Below are 19,230 nucleotides of genomic sequence, written 5' to 3'. Positions count from 1 at the left end.
AGTCTATGGAAGGCGCGCCATTTGATTTAGTCGGCCAGAAGGGAATCATTGTTGTGCCGGGAAGTAATATCGAGCACTGGGAGGAGCGTGTAGCATCTGCGAAATCGCTCGTTATCACGGTCAATGTCAGATCTACAGGAAGGTCGGGATGGATAAACTTTCGAACATGTCGGTTTACATAAAGGTTGTCGAGATGGGCAGTTTCACTGCCGTGGCCAACCATCTGGACTCCACCGTCGGTAACGTATCGCGTGCTGTGACCGCGCTTGAAAACGGACTCGACGCCCGTCTATTGCAACGCTCGACTCGGCGTCTCTCGGTGACCGATGCGGGGCGGCGGTTTTATGAGCGGTGCACAAAAATCCTGGCCGACCTTGAGAGCGCGGAAGCCGAAGCGAGCAATGCGGCCTTGATGCCCAGGGGCACCTTGCGTGTGCATTGCGTGCCCGGATTGGCTCGGCAACTGGTCACCGGCGCGGTGCTGGAGTACCGCAAGGAGTTTGCCGATGTCACTGTGGATTTGATGCTTTCCCAGCGCATGCCAAATCTGCTGGAAGACCAACTGGATGTCTCGATTCTGATTGCCCGAACGCTGCCGGACTCGGCTTACGTCAGTCAGAAGATTGGAGTCAGCCATTGTGTCCTGGTCGCGTCTCCCGATTATCTGAAGCGGCATGCGGCGCCTGTGACGCCAGAGGATCTCAGTGATCACCAGTGCCTGTTGCTCGGCACTGTGGACTATGTGAGGGATGAGTGGCAGCTCAAGAGCAAGGCGGGTGAGGCGACATTTGCTCCCAAGGGACCAAGTTTCAGCGTCAATGACATGGATGCGATGGCGGTGGCCATACGGGAAGGCGCCGGGATCGGCTTGCTGGCTGGATTTACGGCCATCGACGACTTGCGTTCCGGGCGGCTGGTGCGGGTTTTGCCTGACTATCACACCTATGAACGCAGCGTGTATGCCGTCTATACCTCTCGACAGTTTGTCGACGCAAAAATTACTCGTTTTATTGAGACGCTAAAAAAACGGGTTGGCACTCAGCTGACGATCACGGTTGAAGAACTGATCGATTGAAAGGGCGCAAGGCATAACGGTATTTACGCCTCAGTAAGGAAAGGCCTGCCTGAGCATTAATCTCAGGCAGGCCTTTTTTTGTCAGTAGCCGTAAGTTCGGCCGTCAGTAAAGGTGATGTCGGTCAGGATGCTGATGTCCTTTTCGACTTTGTAGAGTCGGGAATCCTTGATCAAGTCCGGGTCGGTGAATTTCTCGCCTTTTGCCTGGCCCGCATTGATCGCCACCATCTTGTCCCGAATGCCGGTGATTTCCTGGTAGTTCATTTCCGGCACTTTGTTTGGGTCTTCGTCAGCGTGCGCGCCGTAGATGCGTGTTTCCTTGTTGATGATCTTAAGCGTCGCGTCGATTGAACTGATGTAGTCCTTCACGTTTCCCGCCAGTAGCCAGGACGGGTAGAGGTGGTCGCCCGACAGCAGAATATTGTGCTGTTCGTCATATAGCGCCACTTCGTCCTGAGTGTGTCCCGGGGTGCTGAGGACTTTCAGTTTCACGCCGCCAAGGTCAATGACTTCATCGGGCTTGACCAGTCTCGCCACCTTGAAGGGCGCGAGTTTGAAGTGGTCCAGATTGCCGAGGTAGACGGGTTCCGGCACGTTGTAGAGGCCGTCCTCGCTTCTGAATTTCTGGGTGTAGGGCGAATCCAGCAGGTAGATGCTGGAGAAGTTGTGCAAGCCGCCCAGATGATCGAAGTGCAGGTGAGAAGGCAACACCGACAAAGGCTTGTCGGTGATCTGCCTGGCCACTTGGGTGATGTCTGCCTTTTGATTGGCGCCGGAGTCGAACATCAGCGCTTTCTCCGAACCGACGACCAGGTATGAATAGTTCTTCTGGTAATAGTCGGGCTCGCCAATCGCATACAGAAAGTCATTGAGTTTATGCACGACGAAGGCGGGATGTTTCTCTCCGGTTTGTGCCGCAGATGCTGTGCCCAGGACGCAAAGGGCAGAGGCAGCGAACGCGAGGTTTTTGATTGTTTTTGTCATGAGAGGCATCACCTTTAATCCGCGATCAAATGTTGGCTATTACAGCGGCGGGGCTGCCTCTTCTATTTACAGCGCGAGTGGTGCTCAAACAATGGATCAAAATTAAGCCATGACAGTTTAGATTTTCTAAAACGCCTGGCGCTGATTCGGCCGCCGCGCAAATCTGACAAGCCTGCAACGCTCAACTACGCTGCGATACGTACCGGTTCATGGAGATGACAAGGATTGAATTTCATCGACATCGACACTTTGATGCCTGCGGCGTAAGGAGTTTAACCATGCAAAGCAGGCTGCTAGCACTGGGGCTCGTCAGCGTTTGTCTGTTGTGGTCCGTTCTGGTGGGGGCTGCGGATGCGCCCATCGCCAAGGACAGCCCCGCCGAACTCAAGGTGGCCAACCGCAGCATCATGGTGTTTCGCGCCACGGTGCTGGGAGAAGTGCCGGAATCACGGGTCAAGCGGGCCAGGGTCGTGATCAACGAGGCGCTGGACGAAGCGGGGGATATGACGGTCACCGTCGATCCTGCCCAGAACAATTACCTGGTGCTGCTGGGTGCGAAACGCGCGTTCATCGTGTCCCCCGATGACGTCGATACGGTGGAATACGCGTCCATACAGCAGGCGGCGGAAAGTGCGGCGCAGAAATTGCGCCAGGTGGTCGCCGAAACTCGCGAAGCGCGCACCCTGCACCTGATGCTCAAGGCCTTGGCCGCCGCCGCACTGGCGACCGTGATCTACGTCGCCTTGTTGTGGGGCATGGCAGCGTTGCGGCGCAGGCTGCATAAACGGCTTCCGGAATTGATGCATCGGCACACCCAGGCGTTGAAGGTCGGCGAGACGCAGGTGATTGATGCGAGCTATCTCTATGCGCTGCTCAGCCGGCTGTTCTGGTTGCTGCGTTGGGTCATCGTGCTGTTGCTGACTTACGAGTGGGTGGGGTTTGTCCTGTCGCGTTTTCCCTACACCCGGCCCTGGGGTGAAAGCCTCAACAATTACTTGCTGGATGTCGCGCGTTATCTGCTCGAAGGCATCATCGGGGCGATTCCGGGGCTGGGTATCGCCCTGGCGATTTTCTTTATTGCCCGGGGCATTACCGCGTTCAGCCGTCGTGTCCTGCGGCGCCTGGCAATCCCGGGCACCGTCAGCTGGCTGAACCATGAAACCCTGCAACCGACCACGCGCCTGACGTCGCTGGCGATCTGGCTGTTCGCCCTGGCCATGGCTTATCCCTATCTGCCCGGTGCCGGCACCGATGCGTTCAAAGGGTTGTCGGTGCTGATCGGCCTGATGATTTCACTCGGCGCCAGCAGCGTGGTCGGGCAGGCGGCGGCCGGGTTGATCCTGACGTACACCCGCACGTTGCGCCCGGGGGAGTTCGTGCGCATTGGCGAGTACGAAGGCACGGTCACCGAGCTGGGCATGTTCACCACCCGCATCCGCACCGGTCTGGGTGAGGTCCTGACCCTGCCCAATTCGCTGATCACCGGCACCGTCACCAAGAATTATTCACGCACCGTGCAAGGCCCCGGTTACGTGGTCGATACCGTCGTGACCATTGGCTATGACACGCCGTGGCGACAAGTGGAAGCGATGCTGCTGGAAGCCGCCAAGCGCACCCCCGGCATTCTCGAAGATCCGCCGCCGCAAGTGTTCCAGACCGCGCTCTCGGACTTTTACCCGGAATACCGCCTGGTGGCCCAGGCCATTCCCAGTCAGCCGCGCCCGCGCGCGGTGTTGCTCAGCGTGCTGCACGGCCACATCCAGGACGTGTTCAACGAGTACGGCGTGCAGATCATGTCGCCGCACTACCTGGGCGATCCGCGAGACGAGAAGGTCGTGGCCAGGGACAAGTGGTTTACCGCGCCGGCTGAAGAACCGAAAGAGCCTTAGTTTCAGAAACCGCTTTCACGCATCAACACCGCCAGCAAATGGGTCGCGCCGTCACCCAGCAGGCTGCGCCGTTCGCCCTGGATTTTCAGATGGCCGCGGGTTTCCCGAAGGCTCGGCAGCGGCTCGTCGAGCTGGATCAATACCTGGAACAGCGCGGCGCCGGGGATCAGCGGGTGATCCTGGGACGCGGTCGGCACCGGGCCGCCAAAGCGCGATGACAGCATGCGATGGGACAACTGGCTGGCGCGGGTACTGCCGATCACCAGCACCCGCCCCGTCAGCGGCGTGGTCTGGCCGTCGGGGTAGAAACGTACCTGTCCGCCGGTGACCAGGCGGTGCACCTGATCCTGTGCGACGTACGCATCCACTTGCCAGCTGCGCGGGTCGATCAGAATGCCTAGTGATTCCTGACGGCCGATCCACTGGCCGGGCTTCCAGTCCGGGTTCACGTCCAGCCACACGCCGCCAAACGGGGTCGCCAGATTGAGCCGGGCAATCTCCGAGCGAGCCGCCCGGGCCTCTTCGAATTGCACGTTGAGCCGCTGGCGGGTGACGGCGTCTTCGGTCAGCCCGCCGGGATCGGCGAGCAACCCGGACAGGCGCGCTTCATAGCTGCGGGCATTGGCTTCGCTGCTCTGCAGGCGCGAGGCAATGTCCGGTTCGTCGAGCACTGCGAGAATCTCCCCGGCCTTGACCGGGCCCACCTCATGAATCGATTGCAGCCGCGCCGGGTAGGGCGCATAGACCCGCAACTGATGCTCGGCACGGGCCACGCCGACGGCATCGACCTGGGTCCGCCACGGAATGGCCAGGCCCGCGAGAATGACCGCCAGCAGCGCATAAAAAAGCACCTTGCGCCGACTCGGAATGCCGGCGCGATGGGCCCACCAGTGACTCAGTTCGCGCATCACCGGCATCGCGATGAACCAGGACAGTTCGACCATGAACAGGATGATCCCCAGCAGTTTGAAAAAGAACAGGTACACCGCCAGGGCGATCCCGAGGAACAGCACCAGGCGATACAGCCAGGTGATGATCGCGAAGGTCACCAGCAGCCGTCGTTGTCCGGTCGGGAAGGTTTCCGGCCATTCTTCCTGCAAGCCCAGCAGGTTGCGGCGCAAGGTGACCCTGGCCAGCGCCGAGGCGCGTTCGTGAAGATTGGGGAAATCGAGCAGGTCGGACAGGATGAAATAGCCGTCGAAGCGCATGAACGGGCTGGCATTCAGCGCCAGCGACAACAGCCAACTGGTGGTCGCCAGATAGAGCAGGGCATTGCGCAACGCTCCCGGATCGCAGAGTGCCCAGCCCAGCGTCGACAGCCCGGCCAGGGACAGCTCGGTGACGATGCCGGCCGCGGCGATGGCCAGGCGCTGGCGGGAACGGCTGAGCTTCCAGCTCTCACCGGTGTCGGTGTAGAGCATCGGCCACATCACCACGAACGCGATGCCCATGTGCCCGACGCGCAAACCCAGTCGGGTCGCCACCAATGCGTGCCCCAGTTCGTGCAGGGTCTTGGCGACGATCAGCGCCAGGGCAAAACTGAACAGGCCTTCGGTGGAAAATGACTCGACCACGGCGCTGGTGAACGTGTCCCATTGCTGCAGGACCAGAATCACCCCGAGCAGGCTCAGGCTGAACACCAGGATCGCGGTCAGCGGGTGAAACAACCAGCGCAGCGCGTGCGCCAGGTGCTGCAACGGTTGCTGCGGACGCAACAGCGGAATGCGGAAAAACAGGTAGTGATGCAGCCACCAGCGCCAGCTTAGCCAACTGCTTTCCTCGCCCTTCGCTTGCAGGCGCGCCAGGGACGCCGGGCCGGCGCGCAGCAACTGGTGCTGTTCGAGAAACTGGCGGAAGTCGAGGATCTGCTCGACATCCGGCTTGAGCGCGGTGCGTTCGGCGATTTGCTCGCTGATCTGCCGGGGCGACTGGCCCCAGCGCAGCAAACATTCAAACTCCAGCCAGCCGATGCGGTAGAAGCGGTTGATCACCGTGTCCTGAATCACCCACGCCGGTTCGCCGCTGCTGCCGTGGGCGGCTTCGCTCAGACGCAAGTCTTCGCGCAGCGGTGGCAGGGGCAGATCGGCCGGGTCGAGCATCACCAGCCACTCCACGCCCGCAGCGTCGCCAATGGCCGACGCAGCAAGTAGTAACCGAGCATCACCCGGCCGCCATACAGTTTGGCGGTGCCGTGCAGGCCGAGGCGCGCATGTTCCGGCGTGCCCTCGATGCTCGCCAGCAGGCGGTAGGCGACCACGCCTTCATCGCTGGGCCGCGCCTGATAGCTGGTTTCGAGGATCCGGCCCTTGAGCGGGGTCAGCGGATACGCGGTCAGGAACAGCGTGACCTCGGCCCCGGGTTCCAGGGCAATCGCGTCGGCGACGGCCAGCTGGATCAGCATCGCCGGTTGGCTTGGGTCGGCCACTTGCATGATCCGTTCGCCGGTGACCACCGGTTTGCCCAACCAGTCGTTGGGGTCGCTGAACACCGCGACACCGCCCCGTGGCGAGAGTACTTGCGTGCGTTTGAGCTGGGCCTGAACCGCCGCCAGTTCCGCCCGGCGCTGTTGGGCCCGACCATTGAGCAGGGTCAGTTCGCCTTTGCTTTGCGGGTTGTCGAACGCCCGCTGGCTGGCGGCCAACAACTCGGCATCGGCTACCGCCACTTCTTTGCCGAGCACCTCGGCGCGGCTGCGCAGGGTGGTTTCGTTCAGCGAGAACAGCGGTGTGCCCGCTTCGACCGGCTGATTGGGCCGGACCTGGATCTGCTCGATCACCCCATCAATCGGCGAGCTGATGATCTGCGCCTGGCGGGAGACGATTTCCGTTGGCGCCAGGGCCGTTTGCCGCACCGGCAACAACAGCAGCGCACCAATCAGCAACAGCCCGATCAGCAGTTGTTTGCGGTTGGGCCACCAGCGGCCAAAACGTCGGCGCCGTACCAGTGCGGTCCAGCAGTAAGCCCACGTCTGGATCAACCCGCCGAGGTGTTGGCGCAGCAGCGCCGGCGGTTCTTCCTCAAGCAACAGCACGAGCAAGCCCAGCGGCCGCTGTTCACGATCCCGCAGCGGAATGCACCACAGGCCCGACGGCCACCATTCGTTCCAGCCTTCGGCAATGTCCGCTGGTGGTGTTGCGTTGTCCTGGGTCAGCCAGACCGGTGCGTCGCCGGGTACCTGAGCGACAATCCAGCGACTGGCCCGGCGCAGCCACACCAGGTACGGCGAATCTTCGCTGGGCCGCGACAATCCTGACACGCTCAACAATTCGAGGGTGTGTTCACGCTGGGCAAACACCAGCGCCTGATGAAACGCCAGCAACGGATACAGGTCGTTGGCCATGCTGAACGCCAGGGCGTTCAACGAGTCGGCCGCCAGCGCCTTGTCGCGCAGCGCATCGAGTTGCAGCAACAGGTGCGGGTGGGGCAGTGGTTCATTCATTGTCATGATTGAATTGCGCCGTGCCGCTCATGCCGGCCATCAGGTCGGGGAATTTTTCGTCGAGCCGGGCTTCCAGTTCCACCGTCTGCGCCACGGCATCGACGCGTGAATTGATGGCGCTGATATGGGCCGGGTAGGTCTTGCCGGTTTCATGGATGCTGACCTGCAACGGCATACCGGGCTTGAGGGTTTTCAGCAGGTTCGAGGGCACGTTGAGCCGGACTTTCAAGGCGCCGTCGCTGACCAGATCGAACAGCGGCGTACCGGCGGTGACGGTCTGGTACGGTTTGACGTACACCTTGGCCACATGCCCGGCAAACGGCGCCAGCACCTGGCAATAGCCGCTTTGCGCCACGCCCATTGCCCGGGCGCCGTCGGCTTTCTGCACTTCGGTGTTGGCCATCGACACCTCGATATCGCCCACCGCATTCAGCTCACGCAGCTGCTTTTTCGCTTCGAGGTTTTGCCGGGCCATGGCCAGTTCCGCTGCAGCCACTTTGCTCCGGGCATCCGCTTCGTTGCAGTTGAAACGCGCCAGCAGTTCTGACTTGGCGACGTGTTCGCCGAAGCTGGCCTTAAGTTCGCCAAGTGTTCCGTTCATTTGGCTGGAGAGCGTGGTTTCCAGTTCGGCGGCGAGCAACACGCGGATCGCCGAGGCGCTTTCCGTGGGTGCGTCCTCCGCCTGAGCGCCGGAGGCGATAGCCGCCAGCAGTAACAACCAACGTGGATCAAGGCTGAGTCTGAACATTCGGCGTTCCTTGCTGGGTGACGAGCAACCGCTGGTGTTCCTGTTCGTTCAGCGTGCGCTGAATTTCCCGGGCCAGGGTCTTGATGTCGTGTTTTTCGATTTCCGTCGGCAGGACGTCCAGTCCCACCGAGTTGTACAACCGGCCCCAGGCCGCCTGAGCGCTGGAGAACGCGGCCTCACGCTGATAACGCGAAAGCAGGTAACGACCCTCGGAGCGAATCACCTCCAGTTCCGAACCCAGCGCACCGGTCTTCGCTGCCTGGGCGTAATCCAGCAGGCTGCGGTCGACCCGCAGGCTGTCTTCGGTGAACTCCACTTCCTGGCGCGCCAGTTGATAGCGCAGGGTGCCGACGCGCACCTGGGTGAGAATCGCCATGGACAGCGCCACGCGACGGGTATCGTCGGTCTCGCTCTGGGATTTTTCCGCCGCGTTGAGTGCCGGCAACTGCAACAGGCGCAGCAGGTTCATCGACACTTGCAGCCCGGTGCCCATCCAGTCGTTGTTGTAGAGGTATTTGTTGGAGTCGTACTTGTAGCCGAAATCCACGCTGACGTTCGGCCACAACTGCGCCTTGGCGATGTCCAGGTCCTTCTGGTTGACCCGCTTGCGGTACCACTCTTCCATGATTTCCGGACGGTGCTCCAGGGACAGCTGCTCCAGTTGCGCCATGCTCTGACGCAGCTCCGGCAACGGCGGATCAGCCGTGTCGGCGAGGATCATTTTCGAGCCCGACGGCAGCGACATCAGTGCCGCCAGTTCGGCCTGGGCGAACTCCAGGTCCTGGCGGCGCACGGTCAGCAGGTAGATCGAGTCGAGCAGGGCGCGCTGGTAGGCGAGGATTTCCTGGCGCGGCAGCAGCCCGCGCTGCTCGGCTTCCCGGGCCGAAGTCAGCGCGGTGTGGGTGCGGCTCAGCAGTTTGTCGACTTCCGGCATCAGCCGTTGCGCGCCGAGTGCGCGCCAGTAGGCGTTGCGCACATCCTGCAGAACGTTCTGCGCGACTTTGCGCCGGCGCTCTTCGGCCATCAGGATCTGATCGGATTTTTGCTGGGTCCGGTAATACGCCACGCCGAAATCCAGCAGGCTCCAGCTCAGGCCCACGCCGTACAGTTCGCGGTAGCGTTCTTCGGAGGTCGATGCACGCAAGCTGACCTGGCGATCCTCGATGCCGATGGAGGTGCCACCGGAGTCGTTGTTACGCCCGGCGTATCCGGCCGAGGCCACCAGCCGGGGCAGCATTTCATGGCTGGACACGTCGCGCAGGTCTGACGCCAGTGCGCTCTCCATGAGCTTGAGGCGGTAGTCGAGGTTGTATTTCAGCGCGCGGGCGCAGGCTTCGTAAAAGGTAATGGGCGCGGTGACCGGTTCCTGGCCCGAGTACATACGCGATTGATCGGCCAGAATGCGTTGGCGGTTTTCTTCGTCGGTGGAGGGCTTGGGCTCCAGCGACGAACAGGCACTGAGCAACAGTGCGGAAGCGAGGGCGGTACTCAGAAACCTGGTCGCTGTCTTCGGCATAGTCATTCCTTTGTGATCTGCATACTCATTCTGTTCGGCCGCTTTCGGTGTTGGCCGTGTTTGTCGGGTGCAGGCGCTGTGCGGCATTGCGTAACTGAGCGCTGAAACCCCGCGCCGGGCGCTGTTCCCGGGGGGCTTCGGTTTGTGCCTGGCCTCGGGTCAGGTGCGCGGGGTCGAGGGTAAACAGCGACGGATCGCTCAACAGGCCATCGGCACTGAGGCTGGTGCGCCCCTGGCGTCCGAGGATCCAGGCCAGGTCCAGGTCGCTGTCGCGACGGCTTTCGCGCACCGCTGCCGCGACAAACTGACCGGGCACGATCCCCAGGCCATTGGCCAGCGATTCGCTCGGGAACTCGCCGATGCTGCTGATGCGCAAGTTCGCGCCACCGGCGCCCCAGGTGGACAGTTCGAGCAGCTCGGCTTCGCGCTCCACCACCGGCGTGATGAAAATTGCCGGCGTGGGGTCAGGCAGGCGCAGGTTGGGGTTCTGGCTGTTCGGGTCGCTGGGAAACGGATTGCCCCCCGGCGCTGGAATGAACGGCGTGGCGATGTCCAGATTGATCACCAGTTCGGCCTGGTCGCTGGCGCCGGTCAGGTCGTTGATGGTGTAGGTGAAGATGTCTTGCAGCACCTGGCCCAGTCCGGCGGCGGCAAGCACTTGTGGGTTGTTCTGGTCGATGGTGTAGGTGTAGCTGCCGTCGGCGTTGATGACCAGGGTGCCGTAGAGACCAATGATCGGCTGACCGATCACGCCCGCGGTGCCGCTGCCGGCTTCGCTGCCAGTGCGGATCGCCACCACCTGCAAGGCGTCGTTGCCATCAACGTCGCTGTCGTTGGGCAACACATTGCCGGTGGCTTGCGGTGCGGGCGTCTGGTCGGTGGCGACTGTGCTGTCGTTACGTGCCACCGGTGCATCGTTGGCGCCCTGAATCACCACCGTCAGGCGCGCATCCGCGGTGGCGCCGGCGGTGTCGAGCATGCGGTAGGTGAAGGTTTCGCTGAGGGTTTCGCCGGCGGTGCGCAACGCTTGCACGGTCGGGTTGTTGTTGTCGATCACGTAGGTGTAGCTGCCGTCGGCATTCAACGTCAGTTGCCCGTAGAGGCCCGTCAGCACTTGCCCGGCACCGCTGGACTGGCCGTTTTGCGCGCTGACGCTCAGCACCTGTTTGGTTTCGCCATTGGCCACGCTGTCGACGTCGCTGTCGTTGTCCAGCACGTTGCCCGTGGCGTTGCTGCCCGGCGTGCCATTGGCAATGCCGCCAGCTTCGAGGGCGGTGCTGCCGTCGTCCTGGGCCACCGGGGTGTCGTTGCGGCCATCGACGGTGATACGCAACTCGCTGATGTCGGTGCCGCCGAAGACGTCGCGCAGGGTGTAGCTGAAGACGTCGGTCAAGGTCTGGCCGCTGATCCGCAGTGCCTGCACTTCCGCCAGGCTGTTGTCCAGCAGGTACTGCCAGCTGCCATCGCTGTTGAGGATCAAATTGCCGTAGAGCCCGCGCAACGAGGTGCCGAGGACGCCATTGGTACCGTTCTCGGCGAGGCCTCCCGTTCTTATTGCCGAAACAGAGAGGGTGTCGCCCTCAAGGTCGGTGTCGTTGCTGATCACGTTGCCGCTGGGGTTGATGCCGGCCTGGCCGTTGTTGACGCCGCCGGCTTCCACGGCCGTCGCGGTATCGATGTTGGCGACCGGCGCGTCATTGCGCCCGCGCAGGATGATGTGGATTTCCGCGAGGTCGCTTTGCCCGCCGAGGTCGGTCACCCGATAGGTGAAGAACTCGTTGAGCACCTGCAACGGCCCCAATGCCAGGACCGTCGGGTTGTTGGAATCGACAATGTAGGTGTAGTTGCCGTCGGCGCCGATGATCAATTGCCCGTAAAGCCCGTTGATCAGCGTGCCGTTGGTATTGTCGGTGCCCGGGTTGACCGCAGCGAGTGCGCCACCGGCCGCTTCGTTGCCGAAGCGGATACCGCTGACATGCAGCACGTCGCCCTGGTCGACGTCGGTGTCGTTGGGCAGCACATTGCGGGTCGGGTTGACGCTGTTGCCGGCGCCGTTGTCCGCCACCGCGACCGCCACATCGTTGGTTGCCACCGGCGCGTCCCAGGCGCCGTCGATGCGGATGCTCAGTTGCGCGATGTCGGTGGCGCCGGCGGTGTCGCGCATGCGGTAGGTGAAGGTTTCGAGCAGCGTATCTCCCTGCTTGAGTGCCTGGACGGCGGCCAGATTGTTGTTGAGCACGTAGCTGTAGCTGCCGTCGGCAGCGATCGTCAGGGTGCCATAAAGTCCGTTGATCGACTGGCTGGCACCCAGCGTGGTGAACGTGCCGCCAGCGGCTTCAGTGCCGCCACGAATGTCGGTAACGGTCTTGCTGTCGCCGGCATCGACGTCGCTGTCATTGCTCAGTACGTTGCCGCCAGGGTTGATTCCTGGGGTGGCGTTGGCGGTGCCGCCGGCTTCGACCGCAACGGTCGTGTCATCGACTGCCAGCGGATTATCGTTGGTGCCGCGCACGGTGATGGTCAGCACGGCGCTGCTGGTGGCGCCTGCGAGGTCGCGGATCTGGTAGGTGAAGGTTTCGGTCAGCACGTCGCCGTTGGTGCGCAATGCCTGGACCTGCGGGTTGCTGTTGTTGACGACGTAGGTGTAGCTGCCGTCGGCACCGAGGGTGAGGGTGCCAAAGGCACCGGCCAGGCCCGAGCCGATGACCCCGACCGACGCACCCTGGCGCACATCGATGACGCTCAGGGTTTCGCCGTTGGCATCGACGTCGCTGTCGTTGGCCAGCACGTTGCCGCTCGGATTGACGCCCGCCGTGCCGTTGTTCAAACCGCCGGCTTCGATGGCCGTGTTCGCATCATTCTGCGCAACGGGCGTGTCGTTGCTGCCTTGCACGGTGATGGTCAACGTTGCGCTGTCCTGCGCGCCGCTGGCGTCGATCACGCTGTAGGTGAAGGCATCGAGCAGCGTGTTGCCGACGCGCAAGGCCTGGACCTCGGCCATGCTGTTGTCGAGGCGATAGCTGTAACTGCCGTCGGCATTCAGCGTCAGCCAGCCATAGGTGCCGCGCAGTTCCGTGCCCAGCGTGCCGGCGGTGCCGGTCGCGGCCTCGTTGCCGGTGCGCATCGACGACACTGCGCGGGTTTCGCCGTAGTCGTGGGCGGGCAGGTCGGCGGGGATCTCGCCGCCGTCGACATCGGTGTCGTTGGTCAGCACGTTGCCGGTCGGGTCCTGGCCGGGCTGATTGTTGTTCAGGCCACCGGCCTCGATGGCAGTTGCACCGTCGTCGGTGGCGACCGGGTTATCGTTCTGGCCACGAATCAGCACGATGATTTCGGCGCTGTCGATTTCCGGTGAAGGGTTCACGCCGTCGCTGATGGTGTAGGTGAAACGTTCGAGGAGCAGGTTGCTGCTCAGGCGCAACGCCTGAACGTCTGGGTTGTTGTTGTCGACGGCGTAGCTGTAGCTGCCGTCGGGGCGGATGGTCAGCGTGCCGTACAGACCGTTGATGACGGTGCCGCCGGCGGCGACGGCCACGGGTGTTCCGCCATCGGCTTCAGCGCCGGCGCGGATGAATGTGACGGTCAGCGGGTCACCGTCCGGGTCGAATGCAGTGGCCGTGACATCGCCTGTCGGGTCGACGCCGGGCGAGGTGTTGTTCACGCCGCCCTGTTCGGTGGCGACGGAAATGACGTTCTGCGCCACGGGCGGGTCGTTGACGCCGCGAACCGTGATCACCAGTTGCGCGGTGTCGGTGAGCCCGGCGGTGTCGACGATTCGATAGGTGAAGAACTCGGTCAGGGTCTGGCCCGGTGCCAGGGCCTGGACGGCGGCGTTGGTGCTGTCGACGTCGTAGAAGAACGAACCGTCGGCGCCGATTCGCAACGTGCCGTAGAGCCCGGCCACGACGGTGCCATTGGCCGAAGTGGTGCCGGTACTGACGCCGTTGAGCACATCGTTCAGCGGGTCATAAGTGGCTTCGCTTTTGTTGATCACGCCGTTGACCAGCAACTGTTCGCTGGGCCGGTCGGCCTGATCGACGTCCTGGTCCACGCCGTTGCCACCGACCTGATCGATGGTGCCCGGACGGCTGGGGAACAGGATGACGTTACCGCTGGGATTGCTTTCAGTGGCGTTGCCGTTGGTGGACGCCGCCTGCGCGTCGGCCGCATCGTCGCTGGCCACCGGGTTGTCGTTGGCGCCCTGAATGACGATGCGCAATTGCGCCACGTCGTTGAGGCCGCCGGCATCGGTGACCCGATAACTGAAGAATTCCACCAGCTGTTGATTGGCGCTCAGGCGCTGCACCGTCACGTTGTCATTGTTGAGCACGTAGCGGTAAGTGCCGTCGGGGTTGATGGTCAGCGTGCCGTAGAGGCCGGCGATCTGGGTGCCGACCGCGACGGGGTTGAAGACGCCGGGGTCCGATTCAGCCACGGCTCGAATACCGGTGACGGTCTTGGTTTCGCCGTTGGCTGGGGTGTCGACATCGGTGTCGTTGCCCAGCACCGAACCGGTGGCATCGCTGCCCGGCGTGCCGTTGAGTACACCACCGGCCTCGATCGCGGTGCCGGCATCGTCGACACCCACCGGGGTGTCGTTGGCCCCTTGAATGGTGACGGTGAGCGTGGCGGTGTCGGTGGCGCCGGCGAGATCGGTGAGCACGTAGTCGAAGCGGTCGGTCAGGGTCTGGCCCGACAGGCGCAACGCCTGAACCAGCGGGTTGGCGTTATCGACGATGTATTGATAGGCGCCGTTGCTGCCGACGATCAGCCGGCCGTACTGCCCGGTGACCACCGTTACGCCGACTATCGTGGATTGCGTCCCGTTGCTCGGTCCCACGGATTGGACGTGCAGTTGATCGGCGTTGGTGGCGATGTCGACATCGATGTCGTTGGTCAGCAACTGGCCGGTGGGATCGACGCCGATCGCGGCATTGTTGGTGCCGCCGGCTTCGACGGCGATGGCGCTGTCGTCGACGCCAACCGGTGTGTCGTTCACCGCTGCGAGGACGATTTGCAGGGTGTCGGTGTCAGTCAAGGCATCGCCAGCGGTGCCCGGCGTGCCGTCGGTATTGGCGTCACCGAAGTTGCCCAGGTCGTTGCTGACCACGGTCAGGGTGTCGGTGCCGTTGAAGTTGGCGTTGCCCAGATAGCGCAGGCTGGCGAGGACGGTGTTGACGTCGGCGAGGGTGCCGGTGAGTGTCAGGTTGGCGGAGTTGGCGCCGCCGACGGTGACGCCGGGCAAGGATGTGCCCAGCGACAGCGTGCCGTGCAGCACGCTCAGGCTCACGCTGACGTTGCGGTCCGCCACGTTGGGATCGCGGTCGGCGTCGATGTCCGCGACGCTGATGCCGCCGATGTTCAGGAGCACGTCTTCCTGGCCTTGCTGCGTGCCGGGGAGGGTGTTGTTCGGGGCGTCATTCTGTTCGACGTAACCGGCATTCGCCGCCTGCGTGTCGGCGTCGCCCAAGGTGATGGTGACTTGACCCAAGGTGCCGCCATCGCTGTCGATGCGTACGCGCAAATCCCCCAGCGGCTGCGGATAGCTGATCAGCCCGGCCGGCACATCGATCCGGAACACGCCCAATGGCAGCACACCGAAATGGTATTGGCCGTTGCTGTCGGTGATCGTGCTGAATATCAGGTTATCGGCGCCGGTATCGAGCAAGCCATCGGCCCCGGCCCAGGTCAGGGTGACGGTTTGCCCGGCCAGGCCCGCACCATCGGGCACCGTGCTGCCGGTGGCCGTCGCGGTGTCGTTCCACAGTGTGCCGTTGATCACGCCGAGCCCGGCGTTGTCGTGGAGGATGTACTGGTTCGGACCGACCGTGCTGCCGGTGCGCTCGCCATCGATGGCGCCGTCCGTGCCGACGCTGTTGCCGCCCCAACTGGTGAAGTCTTCCGGCAGGCTGCTCCAGGTCAGCGTCGCGTCGCTGCTGGCAATCGCCGTGGTGTTGGGCAGCGTGACCTGATAGACCACTTTGATTTGCGCACCGACATCCAGCTGATCGAAATTCACGCTCAGCCCGCCAGTGGTACTGAACGTCACGCCGCTGGGCAAGTTGCCCGGGCCGAACAGGGTGCCGTTGATGCTGATACTGACCAGGCTGTAGTTGCTGCCACTGGCAAAACCGTCGCTGAGTTGCGCATCGAACGCCGGCAATCCGCCGTTCTGGGTGAAACTCAGTTGTACCGTGGCGGTGCCATTGGCGCCCGTCGGGTTGGGGTCGAAACCGACCACCTGCTTATCGAGCGCACTGAAGCTCGGTTCGACGATCTGTTCGAACAGCGTGTTGCTGTTGGCGCGCCCGCTGCCGTTGACGATTTCATGGGCACTGGCCCCCAGCAAGGCGCCGCTGACGTTGCTCGCCTGGTTGGTAACGCGCACGTTGAACTCCAGCACCACGCCTTCCAGGTCGCCGTCGGAACCGCCGCCGTTGACCACATTGCCGAGGTTGAAGGTAATCACCTGACTGCCATCGGGGTTGGTGACGATGGTCAGCCGACTCGGGTCGAACACGCCATTCGGGCCCAGGCCCAGCAGGTCTGCCGTGATCGGCAAGGCTTCGGCGCTGTTCTCGTTGCCGTTGATGTCCAGCGTGCCGCCGACGATCAGGTTGGCGTCGCTGGTCAGCCCGCCACCGGAAATGAAGCCGATGCGCAGGGCATTCACCAGCGCATCCGGGGAGATAAATTGCAGCCCGTTGGCCAAAGTGATCTGCACTTGGTAGTTGGGGTTGTTGCCTTCGGGCACCAGCACCACGACCCGGTAGCGGATCACTTCGCCGATGGTCACCGCTTCCTGAGGTGCGGTGGTCGGCGACGGGGCGGGGCTGTCGGGCAAGCCGCCGACCCGCGAGATCTGGATCGCCTGGGCCACCGGCACCAGCAAGGTCGACGCGTTCCGGTAGTCGTTCAACGTGCCGCCATTGAGCGGTCCATCGACGCCCGTGCGCTCGCCACCTTGTGCACCGTCGAGGCTGGTCCACTGCACGGTTGCCACGTTAGCGAAATTGGATTGGCTGGCCGCCGTGGCATTCACCACGCCGGACAGGCTCAAGACGATGCTGCCGCCTTTGCTGATGTCGATATTGGCGCCGCTGACGGTGCGCAACTGGCCATTTACCAGCTCGAAATCGACGCCGCCGTTATTGGTGGCACCGTTCTGATACAGCACCCCGGTCAGAGTGATATTGCTCAGTTGCGTCGGCAGGTTGTCGAGGAAGCTGATATCGAATGCATTGAAGTCGCTGCCGCCCGCGCCGTTGCCCAGGGTGATGGTGAAGGTCACCGTGTCGCCTTGGTCGTAACCGCCGAGGCCGGACGTCGAGGTCAGTTGTTGGGTGACCGTCAGCGTCGGTTCACGCACCGTCACTGTGGGTTGTCCGCCGCTCAGCGCCACGGTGCGATCCACCGCGACGTTGCCGTTGGGGGTGTCGGTGTCGGGGTCGCTGAAGTTCAGTTGCGCGGTGTTTTGCAGGGACTGGTTGGCCTGGTTCGCAATCACGTTGTTGGCGACCAGTTGCAGGCGAATCACGAAAGTGTTGTTGCCGGTCTGGTTGTCGGCCGTCGCGCCCGACACGCTGAACGTCCAGCGCGCATCCACGCCGTCATCGCCCAGGGCGCCGCCCTGACCGGCGAAACCACTGACGACGATGCTGCCGGCAAAGTCAGCGCCCAAGGCGCCACTGCCGGCCTGGGTGGTGATGAGCTGATAACCCAGGCCGCCGTTGAAACTGGTGTCGAGGCGCATGCCCGGCGGGATCAGGTCTTCGATGCGCAGGGTTTGTGTCGTGCCTTCGGGCAAGGTCACGACGATGTCGTAGCGCATGCTTTCGCCGATCACCAGGTCGCTGCCGGTGGTGTGCGTGGCGCTCGAATCGCCGTTGTCCAGCGTACCGTCGGTGAAGACCTTGCTGATCACCGGCGCCGCCACTTGCTGGCTGGACAGGTCGGTCAGGTCGGTCGGGGTGAAATCGGTGCCGCCATCGACGCTGGCGTAATTGCTCAGGGTCGCGGTGCTTTGCAGGCTGCGGCTGGCTTCGATGGTCGAGCTGACGACCACGTCGTAACTGATCACCACCACGTTGGCGCCGCTGGTGTCGGCCGCCGTGCCGTTGCGCCCGGCGAGGAGGGTGGCCTGGCCGCCTGCATCGAGGAAGGTGATCTGATTGCCGCTGACGCTGTAATCGACGCCCAGCACCAGCGCGGTGCCGTCGCCCCGGTAGATCTGCAAATTGGCCGCCGCCAGGCTGCCACCGACAAAACTGACGCCAGAGGGCAGGGTGATGCTGGTGTTGACGTCGAATGCGCCGCCACCGCCGCTGTTCTCGATAGCCGTGACCATGCGTAGGTTGTCGCCGCCGTCGATGCCGGTGATGTCGCCGTCCACCGCCGCCAGGCTGGTCACGCTGCCATTGAACGGCGAACCGCTGCTGCCGGGCGGGTTCCAGCTGCCGGTGGTGTTGGTGATGGTGCCGTTGGAACTCGAGACCACGCCGTGCTTGATCGACAGCACCGGTTCGGCCACGGACACGATGGCGACTACGTCCGAAGAAATCAGCGTGCGGTCGGTGAGGGTGGTTTGCTGGCTCGATTGCGCCAGTACGTCCAGCGAGCGCTGGTCGGCAAACGGCTGGTCACCAACCCGCACGGTAAAGCGCACGACGATGCGGCTGCCGGTGGTGGTGGCCGTGGCGAAACTGCCGAAATCGAAAGTGACCGAGTTGCCGTCGCCGCTGGTCACGGTGATCACGCCGCCGGCATTGGTGTTGCCGGCGCCGAGCGACCATTGCCCGGGATTGTCGCCGCTGCCCCAGGTCACGCCGGTCACATCGAACAGCGGCAACGGCAGGTAAGCGGTGAGTTTGAACTGCTCGTAGTCACCGGTGACCAGGTCGTAACTCAGCTCGAAGGTGACTTCATCGCCCGGGCGCAACTCGCCGTTGGCCGGCGGCGTGCCGTTGTTGACCTCCACCAGCTGGATGTCGACGGTGTTGGTGGGGATCACGCTGGTGGTGGTCGAACCGTCGGTTTCGCTTTGCCCGGTGAGGTTGAAGATGTCTTGCAGCAGGGTGCCGTCGACCACGGCGGTGTTGCCCAGCTCGTCGCCTTCGTTGATCTCGCTGTGGGGGTTGCCGGACGGTGGCTTGTAGGTCTGGCCGACGATGGCCGAATAGCTGAGCACCGCCAGCACCGCGCCTTGCAACTGATCGTCGAACGCCAGGTCGCCGTTGAGCCAGCCGCGGATGTTGGAAAACGCGTTGCGCAATGACTGGGCGATGTCGAACGCCATTGAGGTGGTGCCGTCAGCGTTGGTCACGACCGTGGTTACCAGGGTGATGGTCTGGGTCACGCCGTTAATGGTCACGGTCAGCGTCGGCGTACCGGTCAGGGTTTGCCCGTCGCTGAGTTGATCACGAATGATCAACTGGCCTTCGTTGAAGAAATCCTTGCCGAACGCGAAGTAGTCGGACACTGCCAGGTTCAGGGTGTACTTGAGGGTGTCGCCGGGGGGGATGCCGCAAACTTGTAAGTGTTTGATTTCATTGGTCGTAAAATCCTCCCCAAAACCTCCCC

At 63.0% G+C, this 19,230-nt stretch carries 8 protein-coding genes; 2 read left to right on the top strand and 6 right to left on the bottom strand.

Translation table 11 applies throughout. The features are described from left to right. Positions 1-148: 148 nt before the first annotated feature. Positions 149-1,075, top strand: coding sequence for a LysR family transcriptional regulator (locus tag ACF6ZU_RS00425; protein WP_392889797.1), 927 nt, complete (start codon positions 149-151; stop codon positions 1,073-1,075). Between the two features lie 81 nt (positions 1,076-1,156). Here ACF6ZU_RS00425 and ACF6ZU_RS00420 read toward each other — a convergent pair whose 3' ends face one another. Then, positions 1,157-2,059 carry an MBL fold metallo-hydrolase gene (locus tag ACF6ZU_RS00420; protein WP_392889794.1) on the bottom strand — a complete coding sequence of 301 codons (903 nt, stop codon included), beginning with the start codon at positions 2,057-2,059 and terminating at the stop codon, positions 1,157-1,159. Positions 2,060-2,337: 278 nt separating this feature from the next. On the opposite strand from ACF6ZU_RS00420, the gene ACF6ZU_RS00415 reads away from it, so the two are divergent. Next, complete coding sequence (locus ACF6ZU_RS00415; protein ID WP_392889792.1) at positions 2,338-3,948, top strand: mechanosensitive ion channel family protein; 1,611 nt, start codon at positions 2,338-2,340, stop codon at positions 3,946-3,948. A 2-nt stretch (positions 3,949-3,950) separates the two neighbouring features. Here ACF6ZU_RS00415 and ACF6ZU_RS00410 read toward each other — a convergent pair whose 3' ends face one another. Genes ACF6ZU_RS00410 through ACF6ZU_RS00390 form a run of 5 tightly spaced genes read right to left on the bottom strand, consistent with a single transcriptional unit; the run spans position 3,951 to position 19,129 of the window. After that, entirely contained in the window at positions 3,951-6,047 is a 2,097-nt protein-coding gene (locus ACF6ZU_RS00410; protein WP_392893984.1) for an HlyD family efflux transporter periplasmic adaptor subunit, read from the bottom strand. After that, positions 6,047-7,393: an efflux RND transporter periplasmic adaptor subunit gene (locus ACF6ZU_RS00405; protein WP_392889789.1), complete on the bottom strand. Its 1,347-nt coding sequence runs from the start codon at positions 7,391-7,393 to the stop codon at positions 6,047-6,049. The genes ACF6ZU_RS00410 and ACF6ZU_RS00405 overlap by 1 nt, the downstream gene beginning before the upstream one ends. Then, positions 7,380-8,135 (bottom strand): efflux RND transporter periplasmic adaptor subunit, encoded by a 756-nt coding sequence (locus ACF6ZU_RS00400; RefSeq protein ID WP_392889787.1) that lies wholly within the window; start codon positions 8,133-8,135, stop codon positions 7,380-7,382. The genes ACF6ZU_RS00405 and ACF6ZU_RS00400 overlap by 14 nt, the downstream gene beginning before the upstream one ends. Beyond that, positions 8,116-9,651, bottom strand: coding sequence for a TolC family protein (locus ACF6ZU_RS00395; RefSeq protein ID WP_392889785.1), 1,536 nt, complete (start codon positions 9,649-9,651; stop codon positions 8,116-8,118). Before ACF6ZU_RS00395 ends, ACF6ZU_RS00400 begins: the two co-directional genes overlap by 20 nt. A gap of 25 nt (positions 9,652-9,676) precedes the next feature. Then, a complete protein-coding gene (locus ACF6ZU_RS00390) occupies positions 9,677-19,129 on the bottom strand; it encodes a VCBS domain-containing protein (RefSeq protein ID WP_392889783.1) in 9,453 nt (3,150 codons plus the stop codon). Positions 19,130-19,230 lie beyond the last annotated feature (101 nt).

The organism is Pseudomonas migulae, from assembly GCF_043225285.1.
In the GTDB taxonomy this organism is placed as follows: Bacteria; Pseudomonadota; Gammaproteobacteria; order Pseudomonadales; family Pseudomonadaceae; genus Aquipseudomonas; species Aquipseudomonas migulae_C.
The sequence above is the reverse complement of the archived record's forward strand: the minus strand, read 5'-3'. Positions and strand labels throughout refer to the sequence as shown.